This is a genomic window from Chloracidobacterium sp. (genome assembly GCA_025057975.1).
In the GTDB taxonomy this organism is placed as follows: domain Bacteria; phylum Acidobacteriota; class Blastocatellia; order Chloracidobacteriales; family Chloracidobacteriaceae; genus Chloracidobacterium.
In genome coordinates this window covers 25,804-51,347 of sequence record JANWUV010000008.1, presented here as the reverse complement: position 1 = coordinate 51,347, position 25,544 = coordinate 25,804, and the positions used below count along the sequence as shown (strand labels likewise).

Genomic DNA, 25,544 nt, shown 5'->3' with positions numbered 1-25,544 from the left:
CGGTCACACTATCAAACAGGTTTCTAACCAACTGTGAGGATATGTAGCCAAAACATTTGAAAAACTGGCCAACGATGCTTTAGAACCGAAGGTCGTTTCTTACTGGCAACGAACTGACGCGCAGCGCCAATCCGGGGGACTGAGATCCGACTAGCCTGGCGATGCGCCCGTTTAGCAGATTTGACTCACAACGCCATCGGCGCTAAAAGCTCTTCCGTCGCCCAAGAAAGCCGGGCGGTCGCCCCCTTGGCATTCATTGCCTTGTGGACGCAACGGCGGTTTTACCGCTGACTTCAGGCGAAGCGCCCACACTTTCTGTCAATTTTCTCTGAACATCACCATGCCTTTCACCTTGGAAACTGAAAAAATCGGCCCAAGTCGGTCGGAGACGCTTTTTGAGCAGGCGCGCACCGTCATTCCCGGTGGGGTCAACAGCCCTGTCCGTGCTTTTCGCGGCGTCGGCGGTACGCCGTTGTTCATTCGTTCCGCGCACGGTCCCTACATGACCGACGTGGACGGCAAGCGGTACGTGGACTACATCGGCTCGTGGGGACCGATGATTCTCGGCCATGCGCACCCGGAAGTGCTGGCGGCGATTCGCGCCGTCATCGAACGCGGCACGTCGTTCGGCGCGCCGACAGAGCTGGAAGTGGAAATTGCCGAACTGATAGTCTCGCTGGTGCCGTCGATTGAGAAAGTGCGGATGGTCAGCAGTGGTACAGAGGCGACTATGGCCGCCATCCGTGTCGCGCGCGGCTTCACAGGTCGGCGCAAAATCATCAAGTTCATCGGCTGCTACCATGGTCACGGCGACGCTTTTCTTGTGAAGGCTGGATCGGGCGTCGCTACGTTGGGCCTGCCGGACAGCCCCGGTGTTCCGGTCGAAGTCTCCCAGCAGACCATTGCCGTTCCTTACAATGACCTGACCGCTGTTGAAGCCGCCTTTGCAGCTTACCCGGACGACATTGCTGCCGTCATCGTCGAGCCGGTGGTCGGCAACATGGGTTGCGTTATTCCGAAACCCGGCTACTTGCAGGGCCTACGCGACCTGACGCAAAAACACGGCGCGGTGCTCATCTTTGATGAAGTGATGACTGGCTTTCGGCTGGCGCGGGGCGGCGCACAGGAGTTGTACGGCGTCACGCCCGACATGACGTGCTTGGGCAAGGTCATGGGCGGCGGCCTGCCGGCTGCCGCCTATGGTGGTCGCGCCGAGATTATGGACTGCGTCGCCCCGGTTGGTCCGGTCTATCAGGCAGGCACATTATCTGGCAATCCGGTAGCGATGGCGGCTGGTTTGACCACCCTGCGCTTGCTTCAGCAGCCTGGTGTGTACGAAACGCTAGACCGGCAAGCTAAAAAGGTCGCTGAAGGGCTTCTCAACCTCATTCACAAGGCGGGCTTTCCGGCGACGCTCAACCGAGTCGGCTCGATGTTCACAATCTTCTTCACCGACGGCGAAGTGACGGATTGGGACTCGGCCTCAAAAAGCGATACGGCGCTCTTCGCCCGGTTTTTCCACGCTATGCTCCAGGAAGGCGTGTACTTGCCACCGTCACAGTACGAGGCGGCTTTCATGGGTCTAGCGCATACGGATGAAGTTGTGGAGGCGACGCTAGCGGCGGCTGAACGCGCGCTTAGTAAGTTGACGGCGAATTCCGCCTGAACAGCCAATCGGGCGCGCATCTTTTGCGCCAACCACCATGGCGGCTCAGAGGTCGAGCCGCCTTTGCCTGACACTCCACGAATGCCGCGTTTCACTGAGCAAATCCGCGCCCATGCGCCCTATCTTGGTCTGGGCAGTCTGCTCCTGCTCATGGTGCTGGGCAGCCTGCTTGCGCCGCAACCAACAGCTCGCCCGCCAGCAAATGGGCGGCGTCCGCTCGCCGTTGAAGGCGACGTTATTCGGCTGCGTTTCGACTATATCAAGAACGCCAACTATGACTTTGACCCACGGGCGACAACGCCGACGCCACCCCCGCCAGAGCTTCAGGCGCTGGACGGCAAGCAGGTCGAAATCGCTGGCTTTGCACTACCGCTCTACAGTCCGACGGGGCAGACGGAGTTTCTACTGACGCAATCCGCCAACGGCTGCTGCTTTGGGGCGCCACCCATGCTACAGCACATGATTTTAGTCCGCGCTGGCCAGCTCAAGGTCGCCAGTTATAGTGAGCCGGTTGTCGTCCGTGGGACCCTTTCTGTCGGACCGGAATGGGAAGACGGTTATGTAACCAGCTTGTTGCGGCTTCAAGCAACGGCGATCCATCCTCTCACCGAGGGCCGCGCCGTTGAATGACCGTCGTCGCCCAATCGCGCAAGCTATTCAAGCCGATGCGGCGCGGGCGAAATGGCATTCGGCGCAGTAGCCGTACACCTCAAATGCATGCTTGACAATCGAAAACTGCCTGCGCAGCGCCTGCGTCATCAGTTTGGTCTCAATCGGACACCAATCGAGGCGGATGCTTTTGTGGCAGTTGAGACAGATGGCGTAGTGGCGATGCTCATCGCCCTGAAACTCAAACCGTGCAACATCCCGATTTTGAAGATTCGACTGATGCACCAACCCCACGTCCGTCAGCAACGTCAGGTTGCGATAAACGGTATCAAGGCTGACGTGCGGATGCAGCTTCGTCACTTCGCGGTGTACTTCCTGCGCCGTCATTGGACGCGCGGACTCCATCAAAATCCGGAGGATAGTTGAGCGCTGCGGCGTCATTTTCTGTCCGCGCTTTTTGAGGACGCCCAAAGCTTCATCGAACGTCATCGCTGTCCCTCATCTTACCCGACGCCCGCCGACGCGGTTGCCGTGTGCTGCAGCTCGCGCTTTTTTTCAGAAGATTCTCAGTTGCGAAGCCTAAAGCGTTGGGGATAAACCGTCAATACGCTAGGTATTACATGCCTTTGACGACCTGCTCAGGGCGCCGCCTCACCCATGACGGCGGGCAAAATCGCCCATGAAGTCAATCAGCGCCGTCACGCTTTCCATTGGCAGGGCATTGTAAAGCGAAGCGCGGATGCCGCCGACCGAACGATGCCCGGCCAACCCCTCAAAACCATTGGCGGCGGCTTCCCTCAGAAAGACAGCTTCCAGATCAGGGTTAGGCAAGCGGAAACACACGTTCATCAGGGAGCGGGAGTTGCACTCGGCCGTCCCGCGATAGAAACCGCTGCCGTCAATTGCGGCGTAGAGCCGTCCGGCCTTTTCGGCGTTGGCGGCGGCCACAGCCGCCAACCCGCCTCGGGTCTCAAGGTATTCCAACACTAGCCCAACGACGTAAATCGCAAACACCGGCGGCGTGTTGTACAGCGAGCGATGCCTGACGTGCGTCCGGTAGTCGAGCATCGTCGGCAATCCTTCTGGAATGCGCGCCAGCCAGTCGTCGCGCACAATAACAATGGTGACGCCCGCTGGGCCAGCGTTCTTTTGCGCGCCAGCGTAAATGAGCGCGTACTTGCTGACTTCCAGCGGCCGACTCAAAAAGTCCGATGAAGCGTCACACACTAGCGGGACCTCGCCGACTTCCGGCTCTTGGCGCCACTGTGTCCCAAAAATCGTGTTGTTCGAGGTGAAGTGCACATACGCCGCCCTTGGATCAAGGCGCAGTTCGCTCTGCGTCGGAATGCGGGCGTAGCTTTCAGCTTTGGTCGTCGCGGCAATGTTAACCCGCCCGATTTTACGCGCTTCCTCAACGGCTTTCTCCGACCAACTCCCCGTCACGATGTAGTCGGCGACGCCGTCCTTGGGCAGAAAGTTGAGCGGGACCATGCTGAACTGCAAACTCGCGCCACCCTGCAAAAACAGGATATGGTGCGTGTCGGGAACCTTCAGCAAGCGCCGCAGGCGGTTTTCCGCTTCGGTCAGGATGTTTTCAAAGGTTTTCGAGCGATGGCTGATTTCCAGCACAGACATGCCGACGCCCGGTAGACTCAACATTTCGTCGCGGATGCGTTCCAGCACCGGGACAGGCAAGACAGCCGGCCCAGCGTTGAAGTTGTGACAACGTTTCATAAGCGACCTTCTAGCCTTTCCAAAGAAAACCGCTGCGCTTGAAGCCTATCCGAAATAACCAGTGACGCAGAGGGCGTGGTACAAAGACAAGATATTGGAGGGGTTATTATAGTCTCTCCCAATGCCTTATTTAGACAGGCGCTCAGAGTGGGTTTCAAGGAGATGTAGCGCTCAGTCAGCCGAGCAGTCAGCAGCGCCGCCCGCCCAATCTACGAAGCGGGTTTCAACCGGCGTTTTCATCGGCTTTCAAAACAGCGAAGGGTTTGCATGGCGCACTTGCGCGCCAAGTCTCGGCCGGCGACGGAGGCATATCGCCATCAGCGGAACAAAGTCAGCGGAACAAAAGTGTGATTTGGGCGGCGGTGGCGGTCAGCCCCAGCGCTGTCCCAGCAACAACTTGCCCGATGGTATGCTTTTTCATTACGACGCGCGAAGCGCAGACAAGCGGAATCAAGCTGAAGTAGGGCAGCACAGCCGCCCCAAGCTGATAATAGAGCGCTACGAGCGGGCCGCTGATGCCAGTCGCATGGACGCTGATTTTCCAGTAGCGCGTAATCGCCAGAATGACCGTCGTATTGACCGCGTAGCAAAACATCAGCCCCTGCGCCAAGCGGGGGGCCTGGAACAGTTTGAGGCAAATAAAGCCGACCGTGTAGCAGAGAATTCCCAGCAAAAACGGGCGCGTCCGCTGCTCGCGCCGGTCAATGTTGACGTTCGTAATGAGACCGCGCCGCTTCATAATGAGCAGGGCTGAGAGTGGCAGGGCGGTTGCAAACACAATCGCCGTCGCCGCCGCTAGCGGCTTACTCGCGCCCTGATGATTGGCGTCGGTGGCAATGATGATGAGAAACGCCGCCGCCGCGTTGACGAGTGGGTTGAACACGTCCGACAGAATGCGCGACACCAATAACTTCATGCCTCGTAGATAACCACTCGTCTGTGAACGGAATGTGAAACGCTTCAGCGCAGATACTTTGCCAGCCAAGCATGAACCTCTTGAAACAGATACTTGTTGTCTTCGCCCCGGAGAATCCAGTGATTCGCTTCAGGAAAAACAATCAGACGGCTCGGCACGCGACGACGCTGAAGGATTGTCCAGTTCTCTAGCGTCTGGCTAAGCGGGACGCGAAAGTCGTTCTCGCCGATGGTGAGCAAAATCGGCGTCTGAAAGTTGGCGGCGTACCGGATGGGGTTCTGCTTGCGCCACGTTTCATTCTGCTCCCAGACAGGCCCGCCGTTCATCAACTCCCGGAAGTAGCTCGTATCGCTCGCGCCGTACTGTGACTCCGAGTTAATCAATCCAGCGTGACAGATGAGGCATTTGTAGCGTGTCGTCGTCGCCTGCAGCCAGTTTACCAAGTGGCCGCCGTAGCTGGCCCCGCCAGCGGCGACTCGCTCGCCGTCCGCATAGGGAAACGCCGCCGCGACCGCGTCCACGGCTTCGGTAATCTCGCTGCCGCACGTCCCAAAGGGATCGCCCTGAATGGCTTGCGCGAACTGTTCCCCAAAACCTGTCGAGCCAGTGTAGTTCGTCAACACGACGACATACCCTGGCTGCGCCAGCAGGTGGTAGTTCCAGCGTAGGAAAAACTGGTCGCGGAACATCGTGTGTGGCCCGCCGTGAATGAAGGCGAAGATGGGGTACTTCCGGTTGGGATCGAAACCGGGCGGCAGGACCAGCATGTTGTGAATACGCTTGCCAGCGCGGCTGGTAAACCAGAAGTGCTGAAGCGGTTGCCAGTCAATTTGTGCGGCGGCAGCCGTGTTGAAGGCGGTCAGCGCCGTATGACGACCAGCCGCCGGATCAATCCGTACGATTTCGGCCGGATTGACGGCGCTCTCCCAGTTGGCGAACAGTAGGAGTTTTTCGGCTTTCGGCGGAACAGCTAGATTGACATAACAGCCGAGCTTTACGTCCAAAACGGGCCTAGCCGTCCCGCCGCGCGCTGGCAGCGCGAAAAGTTTTTCGTGACCAGCGTCTTCGGCCGTGACATAGACGGTGTTCCCGTCAGGCGCAACGCCGAACGACTCCACCGAACGGTCAAAATCCGGCGCGAGCAGTCTCTCGCCCACCGCCTGTCCGTCCCGCCAATCGAAGCGCACCAAGCGGTCAAGGTGATAGACCTTCCCCTCCGTCGTCGGTTGCCGCAGAGCGTAGAGCGTCCGGCCGTCAGGAGCGAAGGCGGGACGGGTGTAGCTGTGGCCCTTGGCGGTCAGTTGACGTGGTTCGCCACCCTGCACGCCGACAACGTACAGATGCGTCTCAACCGGCGCGTAGGCCGCTGTATGCCGCTCGGTCGTCGCTGTAAACACCACGCTTGCGCCGTCGGGCGTCCATATGGCGTCGAGAGTATCGGCGGCGTTGGTTTCGCGGCCGCCAAAACCCGGTCCGGCGACGAGTTTGGTTCCGGCGAGCAAATCGCGCGCCGGCTCGCCGCCGTCAAGCGACTGAACGAATAGGTGAGTTTGCGTGTCTTCAAGCCAGTGATCCCACCGTCGGATGGGATAGCCGTCATAGACCCGCGCCTTGTATTTGCGCGCCTTGCGCTCAGCCGCAATGCGTTGGTTGTCGGCGTCGGTGAGCGCACCTGGAAAAACAACGCTTGAAAACAGCAGCGTCCGGCCGTCAGGACTAAAGCGTGGGGCGCTTGCGCCAGTGGAAAGCGATGTCACTCGCTGCGCTTCGCCGCCTTCCACGACATCCAGAAGATAGACCTGTCCCACTTCATCCCCTTCGCGCTTAGTGACAAAGGCAATCCGCCGCCCGTCGGGACTCCACGTAACATCACTTTCGGCCGCCTTTGTGAAGGTCAACCGGCGTGGCGGCGCGCCGCCGTCGCCGCGCACCAGCCACAAATCACTGGCTTGATCCTTGGGATCGTAGGCTGGCTCGACTACGGAAAAGACCACCAGCAGACCGTTCGGACTCGGTACAGGTGCGCCGACGCGCTTCATCAGCCAAACGTCTTCGTGGGTGATGGGGCGTTTCGCCGTGGTTGGGCTAGACGTTTGGGCGCGTAGGCTGAGCGAAGTTGGCGCGATGAAGAGCAACAATGAAAGAGCGGCAATTGGCTTTCTGTTCCGGTGCATGGCTTCGTGTGCAGAAGAGCGCCCTTGACCGGCGCTGCATGAGGCCGGCGGACGCAGTTTTGGTGAGCGCAGAGAGGTCGAATCCTACAAGGCGAGCGACTTGAGGTAGGCGCGAAACTCCGGCCCAAGATCGGGGCGCTGGAGCGCAAACTCGACGGTCGCCATCAAAAAGCCAAGCTTGTCGCCGGCGTCGTAGCGGACGCCAATAAACTCATGCGCATACATCGCTTGTTCCTTCAGCAGCAGACGCATGGCGTCCGTAAGCTGAATTTCGCCGCCGGCCCCTTTGGGCGTCTTAGCGAGTACGTCGAAGATTTCTGGCATGAGAATGTACCGACCAATGATAGCTAGATTGGATGGCGCTTCGGCGAATGGTGGTTTTTCCACCATGTCGCGGATTTTATAGACGCGCTCTTCAATCGGGTCCACCGCTAGCACGCCGAAGCGCGAAATGGCTTCGCCTTCGACGCGCGCCGTGCCGATGACTGAGCGGCCGTAACGCTCATACACATCAATCATTTGCCGCAGGCAGGGCACCTTGGAGTCCACAATGTCATCGCCGAGAATGACGGCGAACGGCTCGTCGCCGACCAGATCGCGCGCCACCAGCACGGCATGACCTAACCCCAACGCCTGCTTCTGACGGACGTAGGAAATATTGATTTTCGAGATTTCCTGCACCTGTTCGAGCAGGTCGAGTTTCCCTTTCTCGCGCAACAGTTGTTCCAGCTCGAAGGAAATATCGAAGTGATCCTCGATGGCGTTTTTGCCGCGTCCGGTCACGATGATGACTTGTTCGATGCCGCTCAAGATGGCTTCTTCAACGCCGTACTGGATGAGCGGTTTGTCCACCAGCGGCAGCATCTCCTTAGGTTGGGCTTTGGTGGCCGGCAAGAAACGGGTGCCGAGTCCGGCGGCGGGAAAGATGGCTTTCCGAATTTTTTTCATAGCGGTGCTTTTCTGAATGAAAAATGAACGCGCCCTTGGCGGACAACGCCGACAAGCGCACGGCAAACGTAGCCTTCTGAGCGCCCAACGATACGCTAACCCGTCCAAACTGTGCGAGTGTAATCCGTGTGTGGCGCTACGGTCATCTTACCTAGTGTGGGATGCAGGCGGCGGACGGCGGCGCTGGGGAACGCTGTCTCGACAATGAAGGGACTGCGTGGAGTTCAATTGACAGTATCCCGACACACTCTTAGTATGAAGTCACCTTGGCTGGCAGGCCCGGCTGCGGAGGAGCCACGTAGAGTATGAACCTGAGCATGTGGGAAATCCTCTTCATCGGTCTCATTGTCGTGCTGTTGTTTGGGACGAAGAAGATTCCCGAACTTTTCACCGGACTTGGGACTGGCATTCGCAACTTCAAGAAGGCTCTCAGTGAAGACCCGGAGGAAGCCAAACGCAAGGAACTTCCGACGCTGCCATCCAAGGAGTGAGCGTAGCAGGCGGCTCTGCGCCTTTCTCGTGACGGTCATCAGGCGTCCCCGCATAACATCAAGGTTTTTGGTATGTTCGCCGGATGGCGGCGGCCACCCGGCGGTGGCGTCCCTGCTTATCCACACCGAGGCGGTTCCGTTATGAGCACGATTGACCCGATTGCAGAGTTTATTCAAGGCCAGCTCAACGAGATTCGTAACGTCAGTAGTGAGCGGGAATACCACCGCAATGAAACGATTTATCATCTCGATGATCCCGCCGACCACATTTTTTACATCCTGTCAGGAAGCGTCAAAATCACGCGCGTTTCAGACGACGGCAAAGAGAAGATTATCAGCATTCACCGCGCCGGCGAGATTTTCGGCGAGTTGTGTTTCTGTGAGGTGGACGACCGCCGCAGCGATCAGGCGGTGGCCATGGAGTCCACGCGCGTGTTGGCGATTCGCGTTCACGACTTTCTGGCGATGCTGCGGGAGAATCCGAAGGCGCTGTTGGATATGCTCTCGCTGTTTTGCAAGCGGCTTTCGGAAGCGCAGCAGCAGATTGAAACCCTTGCGTTTGACAACACGACGCGCCGCTTGGCGCGCGTCTTGCTCAAATCGAGCAGCGACTCCGGTTTGGAGCGGCTACGACTGACGCATGAAGAACTGGCGCAAATGGTCGGTACGTCCCGCGAAATCATCACGACGATTATGAACCAGTTCCGCGAGGAAGGGCTGATTGACTACCGGCGAAGCGAGGTCAGTCCCCATGTGGAAAAGTTGCGGCAGTTCCTTGTCACCACTTGAGGCCGCCCAGGACGGCCTCCATCCCGCAGCTGACAGGCGGCGGACGCGCCGCCTGCGCGCCGCTCAAAAGCCGCCGTCCACCTGCTCACGTAGAACCCATCCTTCCGTCACCAGTGCTGCTTTGCGACGCGCCCATTTCTGTGGTCGGATGCGGTAAAAGTCACCCTTCATTTCCAGCACATCTGCTTCGACGCCGGCCGCAAGGTCACCCAGCCAATCACGCGGCGTTGGGTTATCCGTTGGCGCGGCGTACACTTTGGTCGGCGTCACAACTTTAACTTTGAACAGCGGCCGCGCTGGAGCTGTCGGCGGCGTCCGGCGCTGGACATACTCGCGTACGGAGGCGCGCGCCAAACGGTAAAGCGCCGTCAGCCCGCCAATAAACAACACTAAGGCTGCCAGACAGACCCCGACGCCAATCAGCCGTGTTATCGTCGGTGGAACAGTTGGCGAGGAGTCGGAGACCATCTCCGCCGTCGCTTTCGCAACTGGTGCGTCGTCTTCCTTATCCTGTCGTTTCCTCTGTTGGTCGCTCACGCCGTTTGTGGCCTCTAGCGCGGGGCCAGCCGGCGTGGGCACCAACGTCAATGTCGTTTCAACCGTCGCTGGCGGCGTTAGAACACGCTCTACTTCCGACCAGAAAGCGGCGACGCTCGGATAGCGTGCTGTCACTAGTGTCGCTGTCGCCTGCCGCAGGACACCGAGCAGCGCCTCCGCTGTCGGCCAAGCGGAGAGACGTGGCGGCAACGCGCCAATTGGCTCGCCGACGTAGGCCGTTGGCGGCTCGCCGGCCAGAACGGCGTAAAGAGTCTTCGCTAAACCGTACACGTCGGTCGCCGCCGACATAGGCGCTACGGCGCGACATTCCGGCGGGGCGTAGATACGCAAGCGATTGGCATCCGCTTGGTCTCCACGACGCGGTGTTTCGTCATCAGCGGCGGCGCCGAAGTCAGCGAGCTTCAACGTTTGGTGATCGCTTGTCAGGAGTAGATTGGTTGGTTCCACGTCGCCATGGACGACGCTAAGCGCATGACAGTGACTAAGCGCCGCCGCCGCTTGACGCAACAAGCGCAGAGCCATATCCGGCGGCAATCCACCTGCCGACCGACTCAGGGCGGCTAACGACCCCCCGGCAAGGTACTCAAGAACGTGGTAATCAAACGCCACGCCAGTTAAGTCGTACGCCCTTCCGCTTGCTAGTCGCTGAACAATGTTCGGGTGACTTACTCGATCCAGCCACAGCCCTTCGCGGCGAAACGCCTCCAGACGCGGATGGGATGGTTCAGCCGCGGGCGACAAACTACGCAGGTGGGCGATAAACGCCTTGACGACGACCGGCCGACCAGCGACGTTGTCCAATGCCAGAAAAATCGCCGTTTCGACGCCGGTCGCCAGATGGCGCTCAACGCGGTAACGTCCATCTAGTTCTACGTTTTCCAGCCGGAGAACGGTCACCCTGCTCTCTCCCTTGCACGGCGTCACAGGACAGCGGACATCCTACCGTGACGCCGCCGGCCACGGTAGAAGCTCCGCCGGTCGCCGGGTTCAACCGCCGGCACACCACCATGGTAAAAGGCTGAAACAAGGCTTTGACGCCGCTGCTCCGTCATGAACAACCTGCTGCGACTGCTCCGCTACACACGACCCTACACCGGACGAATTGCCGTCGCCGTTTTTGCCGCCGCCAGCGTAGGCTTCTTTGAAGCGGCTCGAACAGCTCTGATTCAACCGATCTTCGATGGCTTGGGCGTCACTTTGGATGGGCCGCCCGTCAACGTCGGCGGGTTTTCCCTGCCGCGTCTAAGCGACTGGTTGCCGTCCGGCGGCGCGTATTGGGTGATCGTACTCGGCTTGCTCGTTGGTTTCAGCCTGCTACGCGGCGTTGCGGAATTCACCGCCAACTTTTTGCTCACCTCCGTCGGGCAATCGGTCATCGTCACTCTGCGAACGGCGCTTTTCGCACGTGTACTCGACCAGTCGGCTCCCTTCTTCGACCGTCGGCGCACCGCCGAGATCACCAACTGTCTCATCACGGATATCGAAAAGGTGCAGTCCGGCGTGGCGCAATATCTAGCAGACGCTCTACGCGAAGGGTTTACGCTTCTGTGTTTGCTCGGGCTGGCGTTAGTGCTGTCGTGGAAGCTCACGCTGCTAACGCTGGCGGTCGTCCCGCTGTTGGCGACGCTCACCAGCATTTTCGGCCGCCGCTTGCGTCAGGCTGGGCGCGCCACGCAGCAGGCTATTGAGGATGTGTTGGCCTTGGCGAGTGAGACGCTGGCCGGCTATCGCATCGTTCAGGCGTACGGCGCAGAGGCTTACGAACGGGCGCGATTTCAAGCAGCCATCCAGCGCCTTCGGCGCTTCAACCTACGGACGGCGCGCGCGCTGTTTTTGCCGTCCCCCCTGCTCGATCTGCTGGGCGTTGCGGTCGGCGCGGGCGTCATTTTCTACACGCACCAGCTCATCGCCGCCGGGGAACTCACAGCCGGGACGTTCACGGCGACGCTGCTGGCGCTCGTCCGGCTCTACGATCCGATTCGCAAGCTGACGCAAACGTATCACGCCTACCAACAGGCGCTTGTATCCGCCGGGCGGCTGTTTGCCCTCCTTGACGAACCGGCGACGGTCGCCGACGCGCCGAACGCCCTGACAAAGGCGACCTTTCACCAGACGCTGACGTTCACCGATGTCGGCTTCACCTATCCACAGGCGACCACGCCGGCGCTGGACGGCGTGACATTCACCGTTCGCCGTGGGGAAACCGTGGCGTTGGTCGGGCCAAGCGGCGGCGGCAAAAGCACCGTCTTTGCGCTCCTGCTGCGGTTCTACGATCCCAACCGGGGCGTCATCGCCATAGACGGGATGGACATTCGCCGCCTAACGCGCGCGGCGCTGCGGCGGCTGATGGCGTATGTCCCGCAGGAAACGGTGCTGTTTGACGGCACGTTCGCCGACAACATCGCCTACGGACAACCGGACGCGACGCGCGCCGACATTGAACGCGCCGCGCGGGCGGCCTACGCCCACGAGTTCATTATTGAACGCGGCGGCTACGATGCGCGCATTGGGGAAGCTGGGCGCAACCTCTCCGGCGGACAGCGGCAGCGGATCGCCATCGCCCGCGCGCTGTTGCGCGACGCGCCCATTTTGCTGCTGGATGAAGCGACCTCGGCGCTCGATGCGGAATCCGAACAGGCGGTACAAGCCGCGCTGTCCGCGTTGATGCAGGGACGCACGACGCTGGTCATTGCTCACCGGCTGACCACCGTCCAACGCGCCGACCGGATTCTGGTTTTTGAGCGCGGTCGCATTGTTGAAGCCGGGACGCACGCCGCACTGGCGGCCGCGCATGGCGCCTACCGGCGGTTGTACGAACTTCAGTTCGCTGCACCGACTTAACGCAGACTGCCCTGCGCAATTGGTGGGCGCTACCGTACGGCGCGTTGATTCGGCTATATTCGCAAACGATGCCGACCGCCGTTGCCTCGCCTGTCGTTTCCCTTCCAGTAACCCTGTTCAAGGCGATGCGTCCGCAGCAGTGGACGAAAAACATCCTGCTGTTTCCAGCGCTGCTTTTCTCACAAAACCTTTTCCACCGGCGCGAAACCCTACTGGTGTGCGCCGCCTGCGTTGTGTTTTGCCTGCTCAGCAGCGGCGTTTATCTACTCAACGACCTGCTTGACATCGAGAACGACCGCGCGCATCCGACCAAGCGCCAGCGGCCGCTGGCGTCGGGCGCGCTGCCGATTCCGGTTGGCGTCGCCGCCTGCCTCACGCTGTCGCTAGGGTCGCTGATTGCGGCTTTTTGGCTTTCGACCGCCTTCGCCTGGACGGCTGTGGCGTACTTCCTTTTACAGGTGGCCTACACCGTCCGTCTCAAGCATGTCGTCATCCTCGACGTAGGCTGTATCGCCGCCGGTTTTGTGCTGCGTGCAGTCGCAGGTGGACAGGTTATTGCCGTGACGATCTCCTCATGGCTGCTCATCTGCGCAATGCTACTGTCGCTGTTTCTCGCGCTCGGCAAGCGGCGGCATGAGTTGCTACTACTTGAAGACGGCGCGACGGCGCACCGACGCATTTTGGGCGAATACACAATTGAACTGCTCGACCAGATGATCGCCATTGTGACGGCGGCGACGGTTGTTTGCTACACGTTCTACACGGTCGCGCCGGAAACAGTGGCTAAGTTCGGGACGACCAACTTGGTCTTCACTGTGCCGTTCGTCCTCTACGGGATTTTTCGCTACCTGTACCTCATCCACCGGCGACAGCTTGGCGGCAGCCCGGAAAAGACGCTCCTTAACGACGGCGCATCATTGGTCAACTTGGCGTTCTATGGGCTGACGGTCGTGGTTGTCCTCTACTGGCTGCGTTGAGTGTCGCCGGCGGGCGCGCTACGGTCGCGGCAGCGCGTAGAAACATTGCTCTGGGGTCTCTGCGCAATCACGAGCTGATTCCTCGACACAGGTACGAGCAAACTCGCTCGATACGGCATCTCTTTACTGCTGTCCTACCCACTCGCCGGGCTTCCGACGGACGATGGCGCATCCAATGGCCGGACGGCATAGGACGTTGACCGGCCGCCCCTCTAAAACCGCTTCCAGGGCGTCACGCAGGAGGTGGGTCGTCACCCGCTCCGGGTGATAGGTGTTGTCGTCAATGCGCCCGTGGTACTGCAAACGGCCTTGTGCGTCCACCAGAAAGCACTCTGTCATACAGGTTGCGCCCAGCGCGTCTGTCGCCTGTTGGTTTTCGTCTATGACCACTGGGAACACAAACGGCTTCGACTTCTGGCGCATGGCAACCTCGGTGCGAGATTCATTGGCGTTTGGGTTGAAACCAATGAACACGACTTGGCGCGCGGCGTACTCCTGCGCCAGTGCGTTGAGTCGAGCGCGGTAGGCTTCCACACAGGGGCAGCGCGTCCCAACGGCGACCAACACGACGACCTTCCCACGGTAATCGCTCAGGCGAACCACCCGTCCATCTAGTCCTTTGAAGACAACTTCCGGCACCTGAGCGCCAATCGCCACCACGGACTCGTCATTGGAGACGGCATGCCCCAAGTGATCAAGGTCGTCGCCCAAGGTGCGTCCCGTAAACACGTCGTAGCCCCAACCGGCCGCCGCCAACACCAACGCCGCCAAGCACTTTACGCCGACCGCTCCCGAAGCGGCGACTGGACGCAGCAATGCAGTGCGCAGCATGTTTGGCAACAGGAAGCGCGCGCTCTCAAACGGCAGCGCCCCAAAAGCAAAACATAGCAGCGTTATGGCAGCCTGACGAACCTCCCACGTCGTCATCGCCAGTACGAGCGCGGCCGTCAGCAACGTCGAAACACGCACGACCCTAGCCAACGGATGCCCGTGACGCACCTCCACGCGCTCGGCTCGGCTCAAACGCCACCGCTGCGCCAACCACCATACCGACAACAACGCCAACACCGCCGCCGGAACAAACAACACCCGCCGCCCAAGCCCAAGGAGGAACGATGCCTCAACCACCCATACACCGAGCTGTCCAGCCAAGACGCCTAATGCGCCGCACCACACAATGCGCGCTAAGCCCTGACCAATGACGACCGCCCATGGCCACCTCCGCGCGCTCGGCGGCAACCACAGTCCGTCCAATACCCCCAGAATGAAAGCTAGAATGAGAAAAAACATACAGTCGGCATTGTGATCCGGCGGCGAATGAGACGCAACCTCTGCCGCCCCGCCGGTTCGACGGTGGCGTCCCGCCTGCTTTTCGACTATGTTTCAACCCCTTATCGGCTTCGGCAGCTGTCTGATGCAGGCGATCCTGGTTTCCGCGCCCAAACCTCATGCACTCCCTCGTGATTCATTCGCACAATGCGCCGCCGCACCGGATTTTGCTCGTTAAGCCGCGTTACACCCTTGGGCGCAGCGTCCGGGCGGACATCATGGTGGCCGACTCCTTTGCCTCGCGCTTGCATGCCGCGCTCCGGCAGGACGGCGAAACCTATGTTTTGGAGGACCTCAACAGCGCCAATGGCACGTATTATCGAGGGCAGCGTGTGACGAGCCCGATTCGGCTTCGCGCTGGCGACCGCTTTCGGATTGGCGAAACCGATATTGAACTCGTGGCTGAACATCGCTTCTCGCCGGCAGCGGCTCCGTCGGTGACCTACTCTGCGACTTCCTCCACGGCCGTGCCTGAAGCGCAAATCGGGCTGGGCGATGTCCGTACGGCGGATGAGATTGTCCACCGCGCGTTTGAACGCAGTTCCGGCGGCTTGCGTTACCCACCACCGACCCTTGTCCCGGGTGAGGCTCGACCGACGACAGCGGACGCCACGCGCGCCGCGCCGGAAACCAACCTGGGTGCCAAGTTTCAGAGACACCGCCCCGACTTACTGGCGCTGGTCAGCAAAGTCGGCGTCACATTGCTTTCGAATGCGGGTCTCGACGACACCCTGCGGGACATTATGACGCTGGTGTTTGAATCGCTTCCGGCGGAGCGCGGCTTTCTCCTGACCTATGACAACGCTTCGCAGGAACTGGCTTGTCGCGTGGCGCGCACCAAGGCTGGGGAGATTCCACCTTGTGAAGCGATGGTGTGTCGAAGCATCACAGAGCGCGTTCTCACCACCAAGTCGGCTGTGTTGACCTCGGACGCCCGCCACGACCCACGGTTTGCCGGCAGTCACTCGATTGCGCTCGGCGATATTCGCTCCGTGATGTGCGTTCCGCTTGTCTTTCGAGAGCGACTCTACGGGCTGATTTATGTGGAAAATCCCTACCAGCGCCGCTTTACGCCGGACGACCTCGAAGTGTTGACCACCATCGCCAGCGTGGCGGCGATCAAGATTGAAAATACCTACCTGCTTGAAGAACAGATCAAGCGGCAGCGCCTCCAGACGGAAATTGCGTTGGCGGCTCGGATTCAGGCCTCAATGTTGCCTCAGTCTGAGCCGGTTGCGCCGGGTTTTGACATCGCCGGTCTGTCGCGTCCGGCGGAAGACATCGGTGGGGATTATTACGACTACATCAAAGTCGGCGAGGACCGACTCGCGGTCGTCATCGGCGACGCTTCCGGCCACGGCGTGGCGTCGGGTCTGCTGATGGCGCTTGCCAAAGGTGCGCTGTTCAACCAACTTGGCGTCGCCTGTGACCCACAAAGCGTGATGCAGACGATGAACAAGCTCATCTATGAGAATGGGACGCGCCGTGACCTGATGACGTTCTGCTATGTTTTGCTGGACCTACCGACGGGCACGGTGACGGTAAGCAACGCTGGGCATCCCTACCCGCTACTGTACCGCGCCGCGTCACGCGCCCTGTCCGACCTTGAGCTTGAGCACTATCCGCTTGGCGTCCGTCCGACGCTGGGGCGGCTTCCGGTCGTCACCCACCAACTCGACCCGCAGGATGTTCTCGTGCTTTACAGCGACGGCATTCCCGAACTGAGAAACCGCATCGGACATTGCTTCGGCTATGATGGCCTTGAAGCCGTCATCCGCCGGTGCGTGCATCTGCCCGCCCGTGAAATTTGTGAAACGGTTGTTGAACAGGCTCTGGCGTTTGCATCCGGCGCGATACCGGAAGACGATATCACGGTAGTCGTCATTAAACGTCGAGAATCGTTCAAATCGTAAGTCATGCCTGATCCATCAGTCATCTGAACTGAGGCGGAGGGACGTTGGGCGTGACGGCGCAAGTGATAACTTTTTCTAGCGAGGAAGCCCTCATATGCCGCAATGGAGTCGAACCATATGCGCCAAGATGGCGCTAATCATTGCCTGTTTACTGGCGGGAACAGGCTTCCCGGACCAGATTGCGCCGATGGAAGCTCATGCCGAGGAAATAGCGCGGCCGCAGAAGCGACGCACAACTGGCGCACGTAACCGCCGCACACGGCGCAGTCGCGCCCAAAGCACTCGCGCCCGCAACGCACGCGGTCGGCGGGTGACGGTACGCAACCGTCGCGGCCGCGCCGCACGCGCGCGCAGCCGCAGTGTACGAGTTCGGCGATTACGCGGTCGCCGTATCCGTGGGCGCGGCCTCCGTGCCCGACGCGGACGTGTCGCGCGCAGCCGCAGCGTCCGTGGGTATCGCGTGCGCGGTCGGCGCGGACGCTTCGCGCGACGCGGCCGCTCTATGCGGCGCAACCGGGCGACGGCGTACGCCTACCGTACGCCGCAAGTCGCACCGTACCGCCCGCCGCGCAACCTTGTCATTCCTGAAGCCCGCACCCGTGAGATTCAGGAAAAACTCAAGGAGGCCGGTTTCTATGAAGGCGAGATCACGGGACGGTACGATGAGCGTACTCGTGAAGCAATGCGTAACTTTCAGCGTGCCAACGGGATAAAGGAAACTGGTACACCAACCGCCCCGGCGCTGCTGCGACTGGGGTTAACGAAACACACTTCGGAAGCGGGTGACACCTCCGCGCCGCCGGTACAGTTGCCGCCGCCGCCCCCAACCGATACACCGCCGCCCTTGCAGTAAGCAGGGTAGAACGTTTCAGCGAGGCAGGCGCACGCCGGCGTTGATGCCCAGTTCAGGCTGTCTTTGCGCTGTGGGTCGTCCTGGGATGGTCGTCGTTGGCCTGCGGCGGCCATCCCCTAGTTGTTGCGGAGACGGGCGGCGTCCGTCTCGCGCGTCTCTTCGCCTATTTCCTCGGTGACGGCCGACAGTAGCGCGGCATGAGCGTCTGACGAGGAAAACTGCTCAAACCGGCGCTCAAGCTCCAGAATCGCTAGCCGACGATTGAACACGGCACCCACTAGAAAGACAAACGCAATGACGTACATCCAGACCAGTAGGACGATGACAGTTCCAATACTGCCATAAATCCGCCCATAGGCGCTGAAGTTCGACACATAGACACCGAAACCAAGCGTCGCCAATCCCCACAGCGTCGTTGCAAAGACCGCCCCCGGCAGGATGTGCCGCCAGCGGGGCGGACGACTGGGCGCCAGCCGATACAGCAGCATTTGAATCAAAAAGACGCTCAGCACGATAAAAAACCACCGCGCCGCCGCCCATACGTAGCCGAATTTGATTACGCCGCCGCTCAGACGAGTGATGAGGTGTTCGAGGTGCGATCCGACCACGCCAGCGACCGAGACCAGCACTAGCGGTAACCCGACGATAAACACCAGTTCCAAGCACAGCAGTTGTTCCCGCCAGAAGGAACGGCGCGGCGAAATGTCGTAGATGCGGTCAAGGGCGCGTGAAAGGGTTGCAATCAGGCCGACGGCCGGCAAGAGGGTAGCGAAAAACGACAAAAGCGCCACCTGTCCCGGCCGCCCCTGCATCAGTTGCTGCAAATAGGTCTCAACGACGCTGAAGGTGCCCGGCGGCATAATCCGCCGCAGGCCCTCCAAAATCACCTCTGTTTGCCCGCTTCCCAGCGCCGCAAAGGACGACACAAAAAACAACAGCAGTGGGAAAAAGGTTAGGACGAATGAGTAAGCGGCTTCCTTGGCGAAGCCGATGCAGTCGTATTCAAGCGTGTCCAAGACGGTTTTCCAAAGCAGGCGGCGGAGGTGCGGCAACCAACCCATGGCAGCGCAATTCCTTACACATTCATCCGCTTCAGATGGTGGTGTTGTCTGGAATCACCGCCTCTTTGGGAATGATGATGATGCCGTCGCGGATGAAATAATTCGGTCCGTCGGCTTCCTTGACACCGGCTTCATTCAGCAACCGCACATTGTTGCCAATCCGAACGCCTTTGTCGAGGATCGCGTTGCGAATGGTGCAGAATTTGCCCACACCGATGTCCGGCCGGCCAGCAAGCCGGTTTTCTCGCAGATCGTCCAGCGTTTCATATTCGTCTGCGCCCATCATCAGTACGTGGTCAAACTGCGTCCCACTTTCAATCCGGCTGCGAATGCCTATGATTGAGCGTCGGATAGTGGCTTCATTAATAATGCAGCCTTCGTTGATAATTGAGTTGATAATCTGCGCGTTGCGTACCTTTGTGCCCGGCAGAAAGCGTGGGCGGGTGTAAATAGGCGCTTCCATGTCGAAGAAGTTGAAGCGCGGTAGGACATCCGTCAGTTCCATGTTGGCTCGAAAAAAGGCGCTGATTGTCCCGATGTCCTCCCAGTAGCCGTTGAACAGATAGGCCCCGACCTGATGGGTTTGAATGGCCTGCGGAATAACTTCCTTGCCGAAATCCACGCGGCTGGTGTCCTGTAGAAGCGCCTCCAGCACATCCATCCTGAACACGTAGATGCCCATTGAGGCCAAGTACGGCCGTTTCGCGGCCTCTTCGGGCGACAGACCAAACCGCGTCGTATCCACCCGCATACTTTCAAGCGCCGCTCCGGTGGGTTTTTCTCGAAATTCAATTACTCGCCCGTCTTCATCCACCTTGAGGAGGCCAAACTCTGAAGCGTTGTCCGGCGGGATTGCCGTCACAGAAACCGTCACGTCGTTGCCGAAGGATTCGTGGTAGGCGATGAACTTGGCGTAGTCCATGCGGTAGAGATGATCGCCCGACAAAATGAGAATCGTCGTCGCGTGGGTACTTTTCAAGTGACGGAAGTTTTGCCGCACCGCGTCCGCCGTTCCCTGAAACCAGTCAGGGTTGTCAGGGGTTTGTTCGGCGGCGAGGATTTCGACAAAGCCGTTGGTGAATTGACTGAACCGATATGTCCGGGCGATATGGCGGTTCAACGACGCTGAGTTGAACTGTGTCAGCACCAGAATCCGTGAAATACCGGAGTTGATGCAGTTGCTGACGGGAATATCAATCAGACGGTACTTCCCACCAAGCGGTACGGCCGGCTTAGAGCGTTCGCGGGTGAGTGGGTATAGCCGCGTCCCCTTGCCGCCGCCGAGAATGACGGCCAAAACCTTATCCATTGCGCCAACCATCGTCTTGCTCCCTAAAAACGTTGTGCGTTCTGATGCTCAGCGCCGCGCCGTTGCGCCGAACTAGTCCTGCGTTTTCGGCAGCCGCGGTCGCGGGATGACAAATAGCCGTCGGTGGCGGTGGGTCCAAGGGCGGCGACTACGCACCGCTTGCGGAGCCGCTGCGCCGCGCCGGAGGTTGGCGATTTCAGCCGTCAGCTGCTCAATTTGGGCGCGCATGTACCGCTGTTCCGCTTCCATTTTTTCCATCACGTCAATGGCGCGGGACTGCACAGTCACCAGTCTTCCAAGGGTTTGCTGGAGCGTGGTAGCCAGCCGGGCGCTGACTTCTGTAAACAACCGTTCAACACATTCGGTGAGATACTTTTCAAAGCGTTGTTTTGCGTCATGATCCGAATCCGAGCGCGGAACGGCGCTCAGCGTGGAAGCGCCCGCCGCGTCCGACCCGGCGTTTGGGAACATTTCCTTGGACATTCGACTCAGGAGGTTCGTTTTTCAGGATTGGTTCATTGCGCCACCGCTTACACTGACGGTAGGGCATGCTAGCACTGTTTCATCAGCTGTGACCAAGGCCGAGCGCATACGCACGACGCCGGAACGACGACATTTAGCCTCAAGGTCCCAGGCCGAAGCAGAGCAAAGGTCAATGCAGCCAAGGCGCGGCGGCCGATGGGATGCCGGATGCACGTAGGCTCCGTGCGCGCTATGGCCGCCTGTGCGCATTCAGGCTTGTTTTCGCGCACGACTGACGCCCAAACCGCACCGGATCGGGATGGCGCGTCCGCCGGTCGGTTATCCGTGGGCGAACGTCGCCGAGGAAGCGCGTCAACGGGAGTGGGAAAGCCGTTGCGAGGCGGCGATCGGGCGTTTCGCCGTTGTCGGCTTCTGGAGGACTTGCGACGGACTGACCGGATTCCAGACGCCGAGCGCATTATGCGTTTCACAGCACCCTCACACTGGGTTGAGAGACGTAACCGCCGGCCCGGCGTGCTTTCCGAGATGTGCAGCGGACAGCCCGGCAAACAGAAGACGCTGCATCGCCTTGGGTCGGTGTACTAGAGTCGGGACCGGCGGTGATCGTCTTTCTCCAAAACATCTCTCGGTGGTTTCCTGTGATGCCGACATCGTTTTTTCTTCACTCCGCCGGACAACGTTTCATCGTTGCGCGGCTTGGGCTGCTCTGGTACGGCCTGTTCGCCCTTGCCCTTTCCGGGAACGCCCAAACATCCAAGTCACCGATGCTTGAATACACGTTGACGCCGCAAGCGCCGAACTCGCACCTCATCACCATCGCCATCCGCTATGCGCCGCCGGACTCGGTCAAACAGATTGACTTTGCGCTTCCCGCTTGGCGGCCGGGGCGCTACCAGATTCAGAACTATGCGCGCAATGTCCGCGACTTTGCAGCGACCGACCAGACCGGACAGACGCTGCGGTGGGAAAAGATTGATAAGTCCACCTGGCGGGTTGAGCGCGGCGCAGCGCGGGAAGTGCGAGTTTCATACGCCTACTACGCCAACACGCTTGACGCTGGCTCAACGCTTTGGAACGACGAAGAGTTGTACTGGAACGGGACGAATCTGTTGATGTACGTCGTTGGGCGCAAGACGCTCCCGGCGCGGCTGTCGCTGACGCTGCCTGCGGGTTGGACGTGCGCCTATCCCCTCAGGAAGGTCGGCGAGCCGTTTGTCTATGAAGCGCCCGATTACGACACGCTGGCCGACGCACCCGGCGTCGCCAGCCCAGCGCTGAACAGCGTACGGTTTGAACACGCCGGAACGACATACCATTTGGTGTTTCAGGGGCCGGTTAGCGTCCCACTTTCCGAGATCGCGGAACAGGTACGGCGCATCGTAGCCGAAACGACGGCGATGTTCGGCGGCAAAACGCCGTTTCGTGACTACTGGTTTCTCTATCACTCGATTCCAGGCGGACGCTTTCACGGCGTCGAACACCTCAACTCGACCAGCATCACATTCCCGTCAAATGTTTTCGAGGAACGCCCGCAGCGGTTTTACTCGATTACGGCGCATGAGTTTTTTCATGCGTGGAACGTCAAGCGGATTCGGCCGCAGGTGCTGGGGCCGTTTGACTACAGCCGGGAGGTTTACACGCGCAACCTGTGGGTCGCCGAAGGGGTGACGAGTTACTATGACGACTTGCTTTGTCGGCGGGCGGGGGTCATTTCGGAAGAGGACTACTTACGGACGCTGGCGACGACCATTGCTACCCAGCAGCGGATGCCGGGGCGACTGGTGACGCCAGTGACGGCGGCGAGTTTTGACGCTTGGCTGACGCCGGACGACGGGAATGTGCGGGTGGATTTCTACACCAAAGGGGCGCTGGTGGCGCTGCTGCTCGATCTGGACATCCGGCGGCGTACCGACGGCGCGAAGTCGCTTGACGACGTGATGCGGTGGCTGTATGCGACCTACGCGGAACGCGGCGTCGGGTATCCTGAAAACGGCATGCAGTTGGCGGTCGAGGCGGTGACCGGCGCAAGTTATGCGGATTTTTTCGCGCGGTACGTGGACGGTACGGCGGAGTTGCCCTACGGCGAGTACTTGGCGGCGGTTGGGCTTGAGTTGGTTGAGGCGCGGTCGCCGAAGCAACCGAAAGTGTCGCTGGGCGTAGAGTTGACGGGCGACGACAAGCAGACGGTAATCGCCAACGTGTTTCCCGACGAAGCGGGTTTTCGCGCAGGGCTTGACCGGGGGGACATTCTGGTGGCGATTGACGGCGAACAGGCGAATACGGCGACCGTACCGGAGTTGCTGAAGAAGCGACAGCCCGGCGATGTCGTCAAAGTCTTGGTGTTTCGGCGCGGCAAGTTGCGGGAAGCGGTGGTGACGCTGCAACCGGAAACGCGGGTGGATTTTCAGGTACGTCCTGTAGCGTCGCCGGGCGCCGCCCAGACACGGCTGTATCAAGCGTGGATCGGCTCGATGCAGCCTCGTTCGTAGCGCGGGTATGGAGGGAACACCGGCGGCTACACGGCGGGAGCGGCGGCCGGCAGGGACGGCTCAGACGAAGGCGGCGTCCAGATTTCTGTCAGGTCGAGAACAAAACCGGGCAGTTCGGGGTCGCCCGGCAACGCCATCGGCCGTTCGAGAACCACGACTTCGGCTTCGGGACGATAGACGTACACTGTCTGCGTTTCCGGGTCAATCAACCAGCCAAGCCGCGCGCCGTTGCGGATGTATTCGGTCATTTTTTCGTGCAGGTCGGCAAGCGCGTCCGTCCGTGACCGTAGTTCAACGACGAAATCCGGACACAGCGGCAGGAAGCCTTCACGTTGTTCCGGCGTCAACGCGGCGAGACGTTCCCGGAGAACCCACGCGGCGTCGGGCGACCGCTTCGCGCCGTTCGGCAGCGTAAAGCCGGTGGAAGAATCCGTTGCGACGCCAGTGCCGTCCCGTTTAGCCCACAGCCGAAGCTGCATGGTAATTTCGGCGTTGCGGTCTCCAGTCATCCATCCGGTCGGGGGCATAAGGATGAGGTCTCCTTCGGCGGTCATTTCAATCCGCAAATCGCGGTTTTGCCGGCAGAGGCGTTCAAACTGCTCGTCGGTGAAACGTAGTTCCGGCCCCAACCGGAGACGTAGACCGGTGGCATGTTCTTCTTGTTTGACAGCAGTTGGGGAAACCATGGTGGGCAAACTCAACTTTCGGCAAAAGCCACCGCCATCAAAAATGAGCCAATGGACTTTCAATCAGCTGAATAACAACCAGTCGCTCAACGAAATCATGGGCAGGAACTTCACCCGGCCGATGGGATTGGAAGGCAACAAAGGCAACAGCTCGAAGCGTCTTTTCTAGGGAAAGCGCACCAACGGCGTTTTCAGCGGAGTACCCCTGAAAAGTCACCTAGCTCTACACCAAGCCTGGCAGGCCAAGCTCGGCGGCGAGTTCGCGGGCGATGGCGTCAAGGTCGAAGTACAGCGTCCCCAAACCGCCGCCCGACAACCGCAAACTGCCCGGACGCTCCATACTCGGCAACCATACCGGCGGAACAACCGGCTGCGGTACGGGTTGCGTCACCTCCCGCCGCCGGACGCGCCGACGCGGCAACCGCCGACGCCGACGCTGCCGTAAGCTGCCCAACTCGCTGCCCGCCGAACTTCCAACGCCAAACCGCTGCAAGCCCGGCACGTCGAACATCTCCTCATCCTCAATCCAGTCGCCCCACTCCAACTCCTCAATCACTTCCTCATCCGTCCGGCCGGCGTCCTCAACGTAGCCCGCCGCCAGCAATCGCTCTACGTTGGCGAAGGCGACCGGCATGCCCCGCGCCGCCAAACGCGCTAGGTATGTGTCGCGCAACAGCGCTGGCAAATAGTGCAGCAACGCCATCGCCGCCAGATCGCCGCCGTCCCGCTCGAAAAGCGTCCCGACAACCTCCCGGACGGAATCCGGCAGTTGCTCAATCTGCTCCACCGCCAACGGCAAACCGTCGCCCGCCCTAAACACCGCTTCCGCCACCGCCGGCGCAAACCACTCCTGCAACCGCTCGCGTGGCAACGCCCCGCCGTCTGCTCGAAAACCGGAAGCCTCCAATGTCCGGCGAAAGCGTGTCTGCGAAATCCGATACTCCGGCTGCGGCGGCGTCTCCGGCGCAATCGTCCCGCGCGGCGTCCGCTTTTCCGGGGCTGACATTAGCCGAATAAAACCAAACTGCGGCGAATAGACGCCAAACTCCACCAAGTACGTCCGGTCGGGAAATACGCTGAACCACTCGCTGCCGCGATACGCAACCGGATAGTAGGTTTCCGTCTCGGTTTCCCGCTCCGTCACCCGCAATACCGGCCGAAACGTAGCAACCTCCTCCGGCGAAAACAAACTCTCTACCGCACGCACCGTTTCCGTGCGCGCTTCCCAATACACAAACATCCGAAACGGGTCCTGAATGAGCGCCGCCATCGCGTCAGTTTCGTATTCATCCGGCAACGGCGCTAGTTGCGGCGGCGCGTCCACATCCACTGGCGATTCCGGCAGCGCCGAAAGAAACGTCGGCGTTTCCCGGATGTCCGGCGGCGGCTCTTGTACGATGTCGCCGACGGAAACAGATGCCATCGGCTCCGATGCGCCCCCCATATCAAATGTGACAGACTCCAAACCGACCGGAGGCGCAACCGGCGTAACCGGTACTTCCACCGTCGGTTCAATGTCCGCTTCGCCGATGACCAACGTCGCCGCCGTCTCATCCGCCGTCATCAGTGGCAGTTCATCCGGCGTCACTAGCGACGCCGACTCATCCGAGAGCTGCAATTGGGTTGGCTCATCTGACGGATTTCCCGTAGGCATGGCACGACTCCTTGGGTATGAAGACTGAAATAACTTTCAAAAGTCGCCGACTCTAGCGCGATTT

General features: G+C 60.2%; 22 protein-coding genes. 10 read left to right on the top strand and 12 right to left on the bottom strand.

Going from position 1 to position 25,544, the window contains the following annotated elements; all coding sequences use genetic code 11:
* Positions 1 to 340 precede the first annotated feature (340 nt).
* Positions 341 to 1,666 carry a glutamate-1-semialdehyde 2,1-aminomutase gene (gene hemL / locus NZ585_08540; GenBank protein ID MCS7080083.1) on the top strand — a complete coding sequence of 442 codons (1,326 nt, stop codon included), beginning with the start codon at positions 341 to 343 and terminating at the stop codon, positions 1,664 to 1,666.
* Positions 1,667 to 1,747: 81 nt separating this feature from the next.
* On the top strand, positions 1,748 to 2,296 hold the full coding sequence (locus NZ585_08535; protein ID MCS7080082.1) for a DUF3299 domain-containing protein: 549 nt from the start codon (positions 1,748 to 1,750) through the stop codon (positions 2,294 to 2,296).
* A 27-nt stretch (positions 2,297 to 2,323) separates the two neighbouring features.
* Here the strand turns inward: NZ585_08535 and NZ585_08530 are convergent, their stop codons facing one another.
* The 5 genes from NZ585_08530 to galU form a co-directional block, all read right to left on the bottom strand.
* On the bottom strand, positions 2,324 to 2,764 hold the full coding sequence (locus NZ585_08530; protein ID MCS7080081.1) for a transcriptional repressor: 441 nt from the start codon (positions 2,762 to 2,764) through the stop codon (positions 2,324 to 2,326).
* Positions 2,765 to 2,926: 162 nt separating this feature from the next.
* On the bottom strand, positions 2,927 to 4,009 hold the full coding sequence (gene serC / locus NZ585_08525) for a 3-phosphoserine/phosphohydroxythreonine transaminase (protein MCS7080080.1): 1,083 nt from the start codon (positions 4,007 to 4,009) through the stop codon (positions 2,927 to 2,929).
* Positions 4,010 to 4,340: 331 nt separating this feature from the next.
* A complete protein-coding gene (locus NZ585_08520; protein ID MCS7080079.1) occupies positions 4,341 to 4,925 on the bottom strand; it encodes a PAP2 family protein in 585 nt (194 codons plus the stop codon).
* A 44-nt stretch (positions 4,926 to 4,969) separates the two neighbouring features.
* Positions 4,970 to 7,099, bottom strand: coding sequence for a S9 family peptidase (locus NZ585_08515; GenBank protein MCS7080078.1), 2,130 nt, complete (start codon positions 7,097 to 7,099; stop codon positions 4,970 to 4,972).
* 84 nt (positions 7,100 to 7,183) lie between these two features.
* Positions 7,184 to 8,047 carry a UTP--glucose-1-phosphate uridylyltransferase GalU gene (gene galU / locus NZ585_08510; protein MCS7080077.1) on the bottom strand — a complete coding sequence of 288 codons (864 nt, stop codon included), beginning with the start codon at positions 8,045 to 8,047 and terminating at the stop codon, positions 7,184 to 7,186.
* 305 nt (positions 8,048 to 8,352) lie between these two features.
* Here galU and tatA point away from each other — a divergent pair, with 305 nt between their 5' ends.
* On the top strand, positions 8,353 to 8,538 hold the full coding sequence (tatA, locus tag NZ585_08505; GenBank protein ID MCS7080076.1) for a twin-arginine translocase TatA/TatE family subunit: 186 nt from the start codon (positions 8,353 to 8,355) through the stop codon (positions 8,536 to 8,538).
* 141 nt (positions 8,539 to 8,679) lie between these two features.
* On the top strand, positions 8,680 to 9,327 hold the full coding sequence (locus NZ585_08500) for a Crp/Fnr family transcriptional regulator (protein MCS7080075.1): 648 nt from the start codon (positions 8,680 to 8,682) through the stop codon (positions 9,325 to 9,327).
* Between the two features lie 63 nt (positions 9,328 to 9,390).
* On the opposite strand, the gene NZ585_08495 is transcribed toward NZ585_08500, so the two are convergent.
* Positions 9,391 to 10,782, bottom strand: a complete 1,392-nt coding sequence (locus NZ585_08495) for a protein kinase (GenBank protein ID MCS7080074.1) — start codon at positions 10,780 to 10,782, stop codon at positions 9,391 to 9,393.
* A 153-nt stretch (positions 10,783 to 10,935) separates the two neighbouring features.
* Here NZ585_08495 and NZ585_08490 point away from each other — a divergent pair, with 153 nt between their 5' ends.
* Positions 10,936 to 12,726 carry an ABC transporter transmembrane domain-containing protein gene (locus NZ585_08490; GenBank protein MCS7080073.1) on the top strand — a complete coding sequence of 597 codons (1,791 nt, stop codon included), beginning with the start codon at positions 10,936 to 10,938 and terminating at the stop codon, positions 12,724 to 12,726.
* A 68-nt stretch (positions 12,727 to 12,794) separates the two neighbouring features.
* Positions 12,795 to 13,703, top strand: a complete 909-nt coding sequence (locus NZ585_08485; GenBank protein ID MCS7080072.1) for a decaprenyl-phosphate phosphoribosyltransferase — start codon at positions 12,795 to 12,797, stop codon at positions 13,701 to 13,703.
* Positions 13,704 to 13,826: 123 nt separating this feature from the next.
* On the opposite strand, the gene NZ585_08480 is transcribed toward NZ585_08485, so the two are convergent.
* Positions 13,827 to 14,993, bottom strand: a complete 1,167-nt coding sequence (locus NZ585_08480; GenBank protein MCS7080071.1) for a redoxin family protein — start codon at positions 14,991 to 14,993, stop codon at positions 13,827 to 13,829.
* Positions 14,994 to 15,151: 158 nt separating this feature from the next.
* Between NZ585_08480 and NZ585_08475 the strand changes: the two genes are divergently transcribed.
* Together NZ585_08475 and NZ585_08470 are read left to right on the top strand one after the other, a co-directional pair.
* A complete protein-coding gene (locus NZ585_08475) occupies positions 15,152 to 16,945 on the top strand; it encodes a SpoIIE family protein phosphatase (protein MCS7080070.1) in 1,794 nt (597 codons plus the stop codon).
* Between the two features lie 94 nt (positions 16,946 to 17,039).
* Positions 17,040 to 17,798: a peptidoglycan-binding protein gene (locus tag NZ585_08470; GenBank protein MCS7080069.1), complete on the top strand. Its 759-nt coding sequence runs from the start codon at positions 17,040 to 17,042 to the stop codon at positions 17,796 to 17,798.
* 116 nt (positions 17,799 to 17,914) lie between these two features.
* On the opposite strand, the gene NZ585_08465 is transcribed toward NZ585_08470, so the two are convergent.
* The 3 genes from NZ585_08465 to NZ585_08455 form a co-directional block, all read right to left on the bottom strand.
* Positions 17,915 to 18,859, bottom strand: a complete 945-nt coding sequence (locus tag NZ585_08465) for a YihY/virulence factor BrkB family protein (GenBank protein MCS7080068.1) — start codon at positions 18,857 to 18,859, stop codon at positions 17,915 to 17,917.
* 31 nt (positions 18,860 to 18,890) lie between these two features.
* Positions 18,891 to 20,168 (bottom strand): glucose-1-phosphate adenylyltransferase, encoded by a 1,278-nt coding sequence (locus tag NZ585_08460; protein MCS7080067.1) that lies wholly within the window; start codon positions 20,166 to 20,168, stop codon positions 18,891 to 18,893.
* 72 nt (positions 20,169 to 20,240) lie between these two features.
* Positions 20,241 to 20,651, bottom strand: a complete 411-nt coding sequence (locus NZ585_08455) for a hypothetical protein (GenBank protein MCS7080066.1) — start codon at positions 20,649 to 20,651, stop codon at positions 20,241 to 20,243.
* 641 nt (positions 20,652 to 21,292) lie between these two features.
* Here NZ585_08455 and NZ585_08450 point away from each other — a divergent pair.
* The gene (locus NZ585_08450; GenBank protein ID MCS7080065.1) at positions 21,293 to 23,140 is read left to right on the top strand and encodes a PDZ domain-containing protein; all 1,848 of its coding nucleotides are present in this window, start codon (positions 21,293 to 21,295) and stop codon (positions 23,138 to 23,140) included.
* Between the two features lie 26 nt (positions 23,141 to 23,166).
* Here NZ585_08450 and NZ585_08445 read toward each other — a convergent pair whose 3' ends face one another.
* Positions 23,167 to 23,826: a Uma2 family endonuclease gene (locus NZ585_08445; GenBank protein ID MCS7080064.1), complete on the bottom strand. Its 660-nt coding sequence runs from the start codon at positions 23,824 to 23,826 to the stop codon at positions 23,167 to 23,169.
* Here NZ585_08445 and NZ585_08440 point away from each other — a divergent pair.
* Complete coding sequence (locus NZ585_08440) at positions 23,825 to 23,995, top strand: hypothetical protein (protein ID MCS7080063.1); 171 nt, start codon at positions 23,825 to 23,827, stop codon at positions 23,993 to 23,995. The genes NZ585_08445 and NZ585_08440 overlap by 2 nt on opposite strands.
* A gap of 54 nt (positions 23,996 to 24,049) precedes the next feature.
* Here the strand turns inward: NZ585_08440 and NZ585_08435 are convergent, their stop codons facing one another.
* Positions 24,050 to 25,480, bottom strand: coding sequence for a DUF4912 domain-containing protein (locus NZ585_08435; GenBank protein MCS7080062.1), 1,431 nt, complete (start codon positions 25,478 to 25,480; stop codon positions 24,050 to 24,052).
* Between the last annotated feature and the right edge of the window lie 64 nt (positions 25,481 to 25,544).